We start from the raw sequence: 11,739 nt of genomic DNA, 5'->3' as shown, positions 1-11,739 counted from the left end.
CTCAGGCAAGACATCGGTTCGAGGTTGAACGGGGCGATCAAGCCACCGGAATCGCCGGGTCAGCAGCGGCCAGCGCGGCGCTACGCTCGGCGACCGGCGGGTAAATCCACACGCTGTTGATTTGTGTCTTCAATTCTTTGGCTTCGGCTTTCACCAGTTTCAGTTGGCGATCCCAGCCCTCGGTGTACACGGCGCCCCAGGTACCCAGGTCGAGGCAGGTAACGTACTTCGGCTGACGGTAAGTGGTTGGCGCGACGCCGAGCAGATCGGCGATGGCGTTGTTGCCGGCGTGACGACCGAGGCTGATGGCGTGTTGGCAGGACATCACAGAAAAATTGCCGACGTCATCGGTGGCGGCGCGGGCGACATCGCCGGCCGCAAACACGTGCTCGAGGCCCTGCACTTTGAGGTTGCCATCGACGTGCAGACGGCCTTGGCCATCGCGTTCGGCGTTGAGCTGTTCGGTCAGCGGACTGGCGCGGAAACCGACGGTCCAGATCACCGTGTTGCTCTCGATGTGGCGCCCGTCAGCAAGGGTGACGCCGTTGGCATCCACGCCGGCGACCGTGGCGTCGACGATCCACTCGATACCCAGTTCTTTCGAGGCTTCGATGATGGACGGGCGAATGCCGTCGCCCATGGTCGCGGCGATGTCTTTGCTGCGATCCACGATGATCACTCGAACGTCTTGACCCTCACCCAGAATGGCGCGCAAACGGGCGGGCATTTCGGTCGCGGTTTCGATCCCGGTGAAGCCACCGCCGGCGATGACCACGGTGTTGCGGGCCTTGCTGGCCGGCTGACTGGCCAGCGAGATCAGGTGGCGTTCGAGCCGCGCCGACGATTCGATCTGGTCAACGTCGAAGGCGTGTTCTTTCAGACCCGGCACTGGCGGACGGGCCAGTTGGCTGCCGCTGGCCAGCACCAGTCGATCGTAAGAAAGCTCACCCGGGCGACCGCTTTCATCGCGATAACCAACGCGACGTGCCTGGCCGTCGATGCTTTCAGCGGTGCCTTTGACGAAACGCACACCGACAGCGTCGAACAGCGCATCGAGCGGTGCATACATGCTGTGCACATCGGGTTCGTAGAAACGCGGACGGATGCGCAGTTCGGCTTGTGGGGCGAGGAGTGTGATCTCGACATCGTGACGGTCATGCATGTCCAGCAAACGCGCGGCGCTCAACGTGCTCCAGAGTCCACCGAACCCTGCACCGATCACCAATAATTGCTGTTTCATAATGTGCTCCCTGACGCTGATGGATGGATAAACCGAGTCGTGGTTTCGACGCTGGCGTGACGATCACTGGCCGCCGCAAACTGCTTGCCGTACTGCATGGCGCTTAGTCGCCTGCTGTCGAAAACAATGCTATGGCGTGAGGGCTGCGGGCGCAGTTGTCCATCGGTGTGCGTCGATTACGCATGCGTTGAAGGGAGGTATACGAAGGTATCGAACCTACACGGACTTGGTTCGGTTCAGGGCTATGTCGATGTGCTTGAGCAAGTCATCTGCCTGGAAGGGCTTGGGCAGGCAAGCCTCCACTCCGGGGACTCGGGTGTTCACGTCATCGGGATGAGCAGTGACGAAAATCATCGGAATGCGCAAGCCTCGCGTGCGCAACGCTTCATGGAGTTCCAGGCCGCTCATGCCGGGCATCTGGATGTCGGAAATCAGGCAATCCACCTGATCGAGGTCTGTAGAATCAAGGAAAGCACGGGCGGCGCAATAGGTCTGCACCCGATAGCCGCTAGCGCGCAGCAAGCTTTCCAGCGCACTGCGAATGGCCTTGTCGTCGTCCACCACTGCAATGACAACCGTGTTCTGCATAGGGCTCTCTGGTCGGATGGGCACGTATGGCGACTCCTGTTGTTCTTGCACCATACGCCGTACGCACCGGCGCAAAACTATACCTAGGTATAGTCGGTCAGGACCCTTTGACCCTCAGCCGTTCCGGCTATCAGCCTTCACGGCTGAAGCGGCTGCGGTAATCACGCGGTGAAATCGACAGGTGCCGCTGAAAGCAGGCGCGCAGCCGCTCTTCATCACCGAAGCCGCAGAGGCTGGCGACCTTGTCGATGTTGTGCGCTGAGTTTTCCAGCAGACGCTTGGCCGCTTCGAGGCGGAACAATTCGATGGCTTTGGACGGCGTGCGCCCGGTGCTCTGTTTGTAGACCCGGGTGAAGTTGCGCAGGCTCATTCTGGCCTGCTCGGCGAGACGCTCCACACTCAGCTTGGGATCGCCGAGGTTGTCCATCAGCCACAGGTGCAGTGAGTCGAACAACGGACTGTCCTGCACCTGCGCTTGCAGCAGCGTGCTGTATTGCGCCTGACCACCGGGACGCTTGAGGTACACCACCAGTTCGCGGGCGACCTGCAAGGCCACTTCGCGGCCGCCATCCGCTTCGACCAGCGCCAACGCCAGATCGATACCGGCCGTGACCCCGGCCGATGTCCATACCATGCCTTGCTGGATGAAGATTGCATCGGCATCCACTTCGATCGCCGGGAAGCGTTCACGCAGCGTTTCGCACATGGCCCAATGCGTCGCGGCGCGACAGCCGTCGAGCAGGCCAGCCTTGGCCAGCAGAAACGCGCCGCTGCACACCGAGACCACGCGTTGCGCGCTCGGGCCCTCGCGACGTAGCCAGTCGGTCAACTCACCGTGTTCATCGAGGGTCTGGCAGATGTCCGGTGCGCCGGGGACGACGAGGGTATCCAGCGCGGCAATGTCCAGTTCGCGCAACGCTCGGGTGTCGACGGCCAAACCTTCGACGGTGTGCACCAACCCGCCTGCAAGGCTGGCGGTGTGCAGTTGATAGCCGGGTTGGCCACGTTCGGCCAAGGCTCTGCTCGCCGCCCAGAACACCGTTTGTGCGCCGCTGAGGTCGAGCAGGCTCATGCGCGGGTAGGCAATGAACACCACGTCGCGTGATCGCGTGGTAGCAATGCGGGGCTGTAAGGAATCGCGGAACATCGAAATCGTGCCTGTTCAATCGGCTGAAGTGGGGCGCTGACGGCATGGCCGATTTTCAGGGTTTTCTGGCCTGTCGGCAACGCGTGCCGACTGCTAGCCTGCTGCGCGACCGTTTGGCTGGCCTCTGGCTGCGTTTGCCATCATGGACTAGATTTAACCACCTGCACATCGCACCCGTGCGATCTCGCCGAGGAGACAGCATGACCCTGTGGTCGCATTCCAGCCTTAGCGCCAACCCGCCGACGTTGCGCGAACCGGTGGTTTATGTGGTCGACGACGACGCCTCGATGCGCCAGGCCCTCGACGGTTTGCTGCGCTCCATCGGCCTGCAGGTGCAGACGTTCGAAACCTCTCAGGATTTTCTCGCATCGGCCAAACGTGACGTGCCCGGTTGCCTGGTGCTCGATGTGCGCCTGCGCGGTGAAAGCGGCCTGACTTTTCAGGAGCAGATGGAAAAGACCGGCGTGCACATTCCCATTGTGTTCATGACCGGACACGGCGATATCGCCATGACCGTCAAGGCGATGAAGGCCGGTGCGGTGGATTTTCTCGCCAAGCCGTTTCGCGATCAGGACATGCTCGACGCCGTCGCCAGCGCGCTGGCCCGCGACAGTGCGCGGTTGCTTGCCGAGCAGTCTGGCGCGGCCCTGCGCCAGGCCTACGAGACTTTGACGGTGCGCGAGCGTGAGGTGCTCAGTTTCGTCATTGGCGGGCTGATGAACAAGCAGATCGCCGCGCAACTCAACCTCAGCGAAGTGACAGTGAAAGTCCATCGCGGCCAGGTGATGAAGAAACTTTCGGCACGCTCGGTGGCGGATCTGGTGCGCATCGCCGAAGCCCTTGGCATCGAGCCGGCGCGGCGCAACGCTTGAACAGCGGTCTTCGCTAAAAAATCGCGGGTCATCCACCGCGCGGCAGAAAACCCTTTGACGGTGTCGACACAGATGGCCAGCAAAAAGCAGATTTTGTGGGACGACGGCGAACGGGTGTTTGCCCGCGAGCGCGGCCAGGAGGAGGGCAGCCGCAATGTTCTGGTGATGCGCCCGACCCTTGCTCAGCCGCTGCCTGCGACCCTCGATCGACTGGCGCACGAATACAGCCTCAAGGACGATCTCCACGGTGAATGGGCGCTGCAACCGCAGGCCCTTGAACGCGCAGGCGCAACCACGCGTCTGCTGTTCGACGACCCCGGCGGCGAGCCGCTGTCGCGTCTATTGATCGCGCCGCTGGACACCGAGACCGGCCTGCTGCTGGCCATCAACATCGCCGTGGCGCTGGGCCGCCTGCACCAGTGCGGGCTGGTGCACAAAGACCTCAAGCCGCAACACATTCTGGTCAATTGCAGCGACGGCCAGACACGCCTGACCGGCTTCGGCCTCGCTTCACGTCTGCCCCGTGAACGGCAGGCGCCGGAACCGCCGGAAACCATCGCCGGCACCTTGGCCTACATGGCGCCGGAACAAACCGGGCGGATGAATCGCTCGATCGACTCGCGCAGTGATCTGTATGCCTTTGGCGTGACCCTTTATCAGATGCTCACCGGCTCGCTGCCGTTCAGCGCCAATGATCCGATGGAATGGGTGCATTGCCACATCGCGCGGTTACCGATGCCGGCGTGCGAACGGGTGGCCACCGTGCCGGCGATGCTTTCGCGGGTGGTCATGAAGTTGCTCGCCAAGACCGCCGAAGAGCGCTATCAAACCGCTGCCGGCGTCGAGCATGACCTGCGTCGTTGTCTGAACGATTGGCAGCGCGCCCGGCACATCGAGACATTTACGCTGAACGAGCAGGGCGCGATCGATCGCCTGCTGATCCCGGAGAAACTCTACGGTCGTGAGCGCGAAGTGCAAACGCTGATCGATGCATTCGCAGACGTGGTGCAGAGCCAGTCGCCGAAGCTGGTGCTGGTGTCCGGTTACTCCGGCATTGGCAAATCCTCGGTAGTCAGCGAGTTGCATAAAGTGCTGGTGCCGTCGCGGGGGCTGTTCGCCTCCGGCAAGTTCGATCAGTACAAGCGCGATATTCCCTATGCGACGCTGGTTCAGGCCTTTCAAGGACTGGTGCGCACGCTGCTGGGCAAACGCCGCGAAGTGCTCGTTGAATGGCGCGCGGCGCTGTTGCAGGCGCTGTCGCCGAACGCGCGGCTGATGACCGAGTTGATCCCGGAACTGAAACTGATCATCGGCGAGCCGCCAGCGGTGCCGGAGCTTGAACCGCAACAAGCGCAGCAGCGTTTCCTGCGGGTGTTGCAGCGTTTTATCAGCGTGTTTGCCCGACCGGAACACCCGTTGGCGCTGTTCCTCGATGACCTGCAATGGCTGGATGCGGCGACGCTGGATCTGCTCGAAGAACTGCTGACCCGCGCTGAGGTTGGCCATCTGCTGCTGGTCGGCGCCTACCGCAATAACGAGGTCGATGCCGACCACCCGCTCAGCAGCAAACTCAAAGCCATTCGTAGTGCCGGCGCGCACATCGACGAGATTCGGCTGACCCCGCTCGCGGGTGTGCACATCGAACAACTGATCGCCGAGTCCCTGCGCTGCCCACCCGCGAGCATCGTCACGTTGGCGCGGCTGGTGCTGGACAAGACTGGCGGCAATCCGTTTTTCGTCATTCAGTTTCTCCAGGCCCTCGCCGAGGAAGAACTGCTGATTTACGACCATCAGCTCAATCGTTGGCGCTGGGATCTTGAGCTGATCAACGGCAAAGGCTACACCGACAACGTTGTCGATCTGATGGTCGGCAAGCTTGCGCGTTTGCCGCTGGAAACCCGGCAGGCCCTGCAGCAACTGGCGTGCCTGGGAAACGTCGCGCGGATCGACACGCTGGCCACCGTGCTCGATCTGTCCACGGCTCGCGTGCACGCGGCGCTGTGGCCGGCGGTGCGCCAGGATCTGGTTGAACGTCTGGACGGCGCCTGTGCGTTTGCCCACGACCGTGTGCACGAGGCGGCTTACTCGCTGATCGCCGAAGCCGAACGTGCGCAGATGCATTTGCGCATCGGCCGGCTATTGGCGCTGCAAACGCCGTTCGAGGGGCGCGAAGAGGCGATCTTCGAAATCGTCGGCCAGCTCAATCGCGGCGCCAGCCTGATCAGCGCCCGGGCCGAGCGTGAGCAGTTGGCCGAATTCAACCTGCTCGCCGGTCAGCGCGCCAAGGCTTCGACCGCTTATACCTCAGCGCTGACCTACCTGGGCGTGGGTGCAACGGTGCTTGGCGAACAAGGCTACGAGAGTCGCCATGAGTTGGCCTTTGCCCTGGAGCTGAACCGCGCCGAGTGCGAATTCCTCACCGGACAATTGGCGCTCGCCGACGCCCGTTTGCAGGCTCTGGCCGAGCGCGCGATCACCACCGTGGAGCGCGCGGCGGTGACATGTCTGCACATGGATGTCCACCTGTTGCTTGATCGCAGCGACCGCGCGGTTGCCGTCTGCCTGGCGTATTTGCGTCAGGTTGGCGTCGACTGGACGGCGCATCCCGACGATCAGCAAGTGCGCCAGGAATACCAGCAGATCTGGACGCAGCTGGGTGAACGCAGCATCGAACAATTGATCGACCTGCCGCTGATGGAAGATCCGGCCTCACTGGTGACGCTGGATGCGTTGAGCAAACTGTTCGCGCCGGCCTTGCAGTCGGATGCGAACCTCGCCTGCCTGACCATTTGCAAAGCGGTCAGCCTGAGCCTGCAACATGGTAACTGTGACGCTTCTTGCGTGCTGTACGCCAACGTCGCCCGAGTTGCCGGGCGGCGCTTTGGCGACTATGCCGCCGGTTACCACTTTGGCCGCCTGGGTTGTGATCTGGTCGACCGTCGTGGCCTGACGCGGTACGAGGCGAGCACTTATCTTTGCTTTTCGATTTTCGTGGTGCGCTGGATGCGCCCGGTGCGCGAGTGCCGTGAATTGTTGCGCCGTGCGCTCAGCGCCGCTAACCGAATTGGCGATTTGCCCTATGCGGCGTATGCCGGCAACAGCCTGATTTCCGACCTGCTGTTTATTGGCGAGCCGCTGGCGGAGGTGCAGGTTCAAGCCGAGGCGGGATTGGCCTACGCACAAAAAATCCGCTTCGGTCTGGTGGTGAATTTCATGAGCTGCCAACGGGCACTGATCCGCATGCTGCGCGGGCAGACCGTGGAATTTGGCAGTTTCAACGATGAACAATTCGATGAAACGCGATTCGAGGCGAACCTCGCCACGCCTGATCTGGCGCTGGCCCGGGGCAAATACTGGGTGCGCAAGTTGCAAGCGCGCTATCTGGCCGGGGATTACGTGGCGGCCGCCGACTGCGCGGCTCAAGCCCGGGAATTGATGTGGGTGATCTCGTCGTTTTTCGAGGAGGCTGAATACCACTTCTACGCAGCGCTGACATTGGCCGCCCATGGCGCCACCGATAGCGATCAACTGCAGCGCTTGGCAGAACACCACGATCAACTGCAGACCTGGGCACAACAGTGTGCCGAAACCTTTGCCAGCCACGTGGCGCTGGTTGGCGCGGAAATCGCTCGGGTTGCGGGGCAACTGATTGAAGCAGAGTTGCTATACGAGCGGGCAATTCAATTGGCGGTGGATAGCGGTTTCGTGCACATCGAGGCTCTGGCCAACGAACTGGCGGCGCGTTTCTACGGTGCTCGCGGTCTGGCGAAAATCGCCCGCGTTTACCTGCAAGACGCGCGCTACGGTTACTTGCGCTGGGGCGCCGATGGCAAGGTGCGACAACTGGAGCGACGGCACCGTTTTCTGCGCCAGGACGACGCGCTGCCCAGCCCGACGGCGACCATCATTACTGCCGTCGAGCATCTGGACCTGGCCACGGTGCTCAAGGTCTCCCAGGCCGTGTCTGGCGAAATTGTCCTCGACCGGCTGATCGAAACGATCATGCGCACCGCCATCGAGCAGGCCGGCGCCGAGCAGGGTGTGCTGATTCTTGCCGAAGGCGAGACGTCGTATATCGCCGCGCGAACGCGCATTGGCGACAGCGCCACATTAATGTGCAATGAACCGGTCAATGCGATGGCGCTGGCCGAGTCGGTGCTCTACCAGACGCTGCGCACCGGCGAAAATCTGTGTCTGGACGATGCCGTCGCCGATCCGGCATTCGCCGCTGATCCTTATATTCAACAGCACGGCGCCCGCTCGATTCTGTGCCTGCCGTTGATGAATCAGGGCCGGGTCGCCGGGGCGTTGTACCTGGAGAACAATCTGTCAGCGGGGGTGTTCAGTCCGGCGCGTATTGCCGTGCTGCGGCTGGTCGCCTCACAAGCGGCAATCTCGCTGGACAACGCGCGGCTGTATCGCGACGTCGCCGAGCGCGAAGCGAAGATTCGCCGGCTGGTCGACGCCAATATCATCGGCATCATTGTCTGGAGCGTCGAAGGGGAAATCATCGAGGCCAACGACGCGTTCCTGCGCATGGTCGGCTACCAGCGCGAGGATCTGCTCTCGGGAAACGTGCATTGGCGCGACATGACCCCGCCGGCTCGGCGCGCCGAAAGCGAAGCGGCGCTGGCGACGGCGATCCGCACCGGGCGCGCCCAGCCGTTCGAAAAGGAATACATCCGCAAGGACGGCAGCCGCCTGTCGGTGATCGTCGGTCTGGCTGCGTTCGAAGCCAGTCAGCAACAGGGCGTGGCGTTCGTCCTGGATTTGAGCGAACGCAAGCAGGCTGAAGAACAAGTGCGCGAAGGCGAGCGCCGTTACCGCCAGGTACAAGCGGAACTGGCCCACGCCAACCGCGTGGTGACCATGGGCCAGTTGGCGGCGTCCATCGCCCACGAAGTCAACCAGCCGATCGCCGCCACCGTGACCAATGCCAACGCCGCGTTGCGCTGGCTCGGCGCGCAACCGCCGAACACCGATGAAGTCGAGCAGGGCCTCAGACGCATCATCAGCGATGGCAACCGCGCGGCCGACGTACTCGGTCGCATCCGCGCGCTGATCCGCAAAACGCCACCACAACGGCAAGCGCTGGACCTCAATGCGGTGGTGGGCGAAATGGTCGGGTTTACGCGTGGTGAGGTGACCAGATACGGGGCGGTGGTATCCGTGCAACTGGTCAGCGACTTGCCGGCGGTATTGGCGGATCGGGTCGAGTTGCAACAGGTTCTGCTCAATCTGATCGTCAACGGCCTCGAAGCCATGGCGGTGATGGAGGAGGGCGAGCGTCGGCTGTCGATCAGCAGCGCTTGCGTCGGCGAAAACGTGCGGATCACGGTCAGCGACTCCGGACCGGGGTTTGCCTGCGAGCGCGCGGAAGAAGTCTTCACCGCGTTCTACACCACCAAAGCCACCGGGTTGGGGATGGGGCTGTCGATCTGTCGCACGATCATTGAGGCGCATGGCGGACGCTTGTGGGCGGAGGCGAATGCGCCTTGTGGGGCGCGGGTCGTGTTTGCGCTGCCGGGGTATAAACAAAGTCCTTTCGCCGAAGGCGGATGCGATTGAGTTGCCGAGTCATGAGGCGTTGCAGCGGACATAGGTTGCAATGTGCACGCGGTGACCCGCCGGTTTTCATCGTGAACACATAGTTCTCGAATGTCGATATCAGACACAACCATGGCGCAATCAGGCTACTGACTTATCGGGCAGGCCGGGTAAGGTGAGGTGTCTTTAAGTCAAGATAACCCCATACAGATCATGGGGTTGATAAGAACTGCGGCGGTTGAGTGGGGCTTCTTTCGTGGAGTTCTTCGGGCAACGATGATGATCGTTTGCTCACATCAACTTGCTCAAATGTCGATCAGCAGAGAATAAAAAAACCAATGATCAGCCCTAACTCCATGGATTCGAGTAGCCAATTGGCGCAGGGCTTCAAGCCTCGTCACGTCACCATGCTGTCCATCGCCGGGATTATCGGCGCCGGTTTGTTCGTAGGCTCGGGGCATGCCATTGCCGCAGCGGGGCCGGCGGTGCTGCTGGCTTATCTGTTCTCGGGTCTGCTCGTCGTACTGGTCATGCGCATGCTCGGCGAAATGGCGGTGGCCAATCCGGACACTGGCTCGTTCTCGACCTATGCCGATCAGGCGATCGGGCGCTGGGCCGGTTTTACTATCGGTTGGCTCTACTGGTGGTTCTGGGTGTTGGTGATTCCCATCGAAGCATTGGCGGCCGGGCATGTATTGAACCAATGGTTTCCCCAGGTCGATGCCTGGTTGTTCGCCTTGGGCTCGATCATTGCGCTGGTGGTGACCAACCTGTTCAGCGTGTCCAAGTACGGTGAGTTCGAGTTCTGGTTCGCCATGGCCAAGGTTGTGGCGATCATCGGTTTTATCGGTGTCGGGTTTGCCGTGCTGATGGGCTGGATTCCCGACAGGGAAGTCAGCGGCTTGAGCGGGTTGATGGCCGACCACGGCGGATTTGCGCCCAACGGTCTGTCGGCGGTTGTTGGCGCTTTCATCACCATCATGTTCAGTTTCATCGGCACCGAAGCGGTAACCATCGCTGCCGCCGAATCCAACGATCCGTCGCGCAACATCGCCAAGGCCACGCGTTCGGTGATCTGGCGCATTGGCGTGTTTTACCTGCTGTCGATCTTCGTGGTGATCTCCGTGGTGCCCTGGAATGATCCGTTGCTGGCCTCGGTCGGCTCTTATCAGCGCGCTCTGGAAATCATGAACATTCCCCACGCCAAGTTCATGGTCGACGTGGTTGTGCTGATCGCCGTGGCCAGTTGCATGAACTCCTCGATCTACATTGCCTCGCGCATGCTGTACTCGCTGGGCCGTCGTGGCGATGCGCCGAAAGCGCTGAAGGCGACGTCCGCTGCAGGCGTGCCAAGGGCAGCCGTTATCGCCAGTACCGTGCTCGGTGCGTCGATCACCGTGTGGAGCTACTTCATGCCCGCCGGGCTGTTTCAATTCCTGCTGGCCAGCTCCGGTGCGATTGCCTTGCTGGTGTACCTGGCGATTGCGGTATCGCAGCTGCGCATGCGGCGGATGTTGCGGCAGCGCAATGTCGAGCTGACTTTTCGCATGTGGTTGTTTCCCTGGCTGACGTGGCTGGTGATCGTGTTCATCTGCACCGCGCTGGCGGTGATGATGATTACGCCGGAGCACCGTACCGAAGTCACCACAACGATCGGCCTGGCGTTGGCGATTTCCTTTATCGGCGTGGTGACGTCGCGTCATCCTGCGCCAGCGGCGAGAGTTACATCGGTGGGGTAAAAAAGGGAGCGGATTGCGCCGATCTATTGATGTCGCCGGGCTTTATCACCACAAATTCCGCAGCCGTATAGTGCTTGCCCCGTTACGCGATTGCCCATAAACCCTCCCACTGAACCGAAGTATTCAGGTCAATGACGCCGGTAGTCGCCGGCGCACGGAGGGATCATGGACGTCACCGCAATTCCCGAAGGATTCACCCCATTTACCCGCAGCAGCCCGTTGCTGGATCTGCTTGGCCCGATCTACGCCAGGGGCAGCGGGCTGCAACTGGAACTGGGTTTATTGACTGACTCACGCCATGCCAATGGCCGCGGCACCCTGCATGGCGGCGTCTTGGCGACCTTGGCCGATGTCGGCATGGGTTACGCCATGGCCTTTTCCAGCGACCCTCCGCAGCCGTTGATCACAGCCAGCATGACTCTGGATTATCTTGGCGCGGTGAAAATGAATGAGTGGCTGGAAGTGCGTCTGGAGTACTCGAAGAAAGGACGTCAATTGGCGTTTGCCGCTGTCAGTTTGCATGTCGGGGAGCGCACGGTGGCGCGGGCCAGTGCGGTGTTTGCGGTGCCGATGGGTTAAAAGGCGTGGCCATGAATGCGTGGGTAA

Annotated in this window: 7 protein-coding genes; 4 read left to right on the top strand and 3 right to left on the bottom strand. The window is 61.6% G+C overall.

Annotated elements, in window-relative coordinates; all coding sequences use genetic code 11:
• Positions 1 to 37: 37 nt before the first annotated feature.
• From U6037_RS16295 to U6037_RS16285, 3 genes are all read right to left on the bottom strand, one after another.
• On the bottom strand, positions 38 to 1,240 hold the full coding sequence (locus U6037_RS16295) for an NAD(P)/FAD-dependent oxidoreductase (RefSeq protein ID WP_322843722.1): 1,203 nt from the start codon (positions 1,238 to 1,240) through the stop codon (positions 38 to 40).
• Positions 1,241 to 1,456: 216 nt separating this feature from the next.
• Positions 1,457 to 1,828, bottom strand: a complete 372-nt coding sequence (locus tag U6037_RS16290; protein ID WP_322843721.1) for a response regulator transcription factor — start codon at positions 1,826 to 1,828, stop codon at positions 1,457 to 1,459.
• Between the two features lie 130 nt (positions 1,829 to 1,958).
• A complete protein-coding gene (locus tag U6037_RS16285; protein WP_322843720.1) occupies positions 1,959 to 2,975 on the bottom strand; it encodes a GlxA family transcriptional regulator in 1,017 nt (338 codons plus the stop codon).
• 200 nt (positions 2,976 to 3,175) lie between these two features.
• On the opposite strand from U6037_RS16285, the gene U6037_RS16280 reads away from it, so the two are divergent.
• The 4 genes from U6037_RS16280 (at position 3,176) to U6037_RS16265 (ending at position 11,712) form a co-directional block, all read left to right on the top strand.
• Positions 3,176 to 3,847, top strand: a complete 672-nt coding sequence (locus tag U6037_RS16280) for a response regulator transcription factor (RefSeq protein WP_322843719.1) — start codon at positions 3,176 to 3,178, stop codon at positions 3,845 to 3,847.
• Positions 3,848 to 3,919: 72 nt separating this feature from the next.
• Positions 3,920 to 9,415 carry an AAA family ATPase gene (locus U6037_RS16275; RefSeq protein WP_322843718.1) on the top strand — a complete coding sequence of 1,832 codons (5,496 nt, stop codon included), beginning with the start codon at positions 3,920 to 3,922 and terminating at the stop codon, positions 9,413 to 9,415.
• 317 nt (positions 9,416 to 9,732) lie between these two features.
• Positions 9,733 to 11,133, top strand: coding sequence for a GABA permease (gabP, locus tag U6037_RS16270; protein ID WP_322843717.1), 1,401 nt, complete (start codon positions 9,733 to 9,735; stop codon positions 11,131 to 11,133).
• A 165-nt stretch (positions 11,134 to 11,298) separates the two neighbouring features.
• The gene (locus tag U6037_RS16265) at positions 11,299 to 11,712 is read left to right on the top strand and encodes a PaaI family thioesterase (RefSeq protein WP_322843716.1); all 414 of its coding nucleotides are present in this window, start codon (positions 11,299 to 11,301) and stop codon (positions 11,710 to 11,712) included.
• Positions 11,713 to 11,739: the final 27 nt, after the last annotated feature.

It is taken from the genome of Pseudomonas sp. B33.4 (assembly GCF_034555375.1).
In the GTDB taxonomy this organism is placed as follows: domain Bacteria; phylum Pseudomonadota; class Gammaproteobacteria; order Pseudomonadales; family Pseudomonadaceae; genus Aquipseudomonas.
Note: the sequence above shows the minus strand (reverse complement) of the source record. Positions and strands in the feature narration are given on the sequence as shown.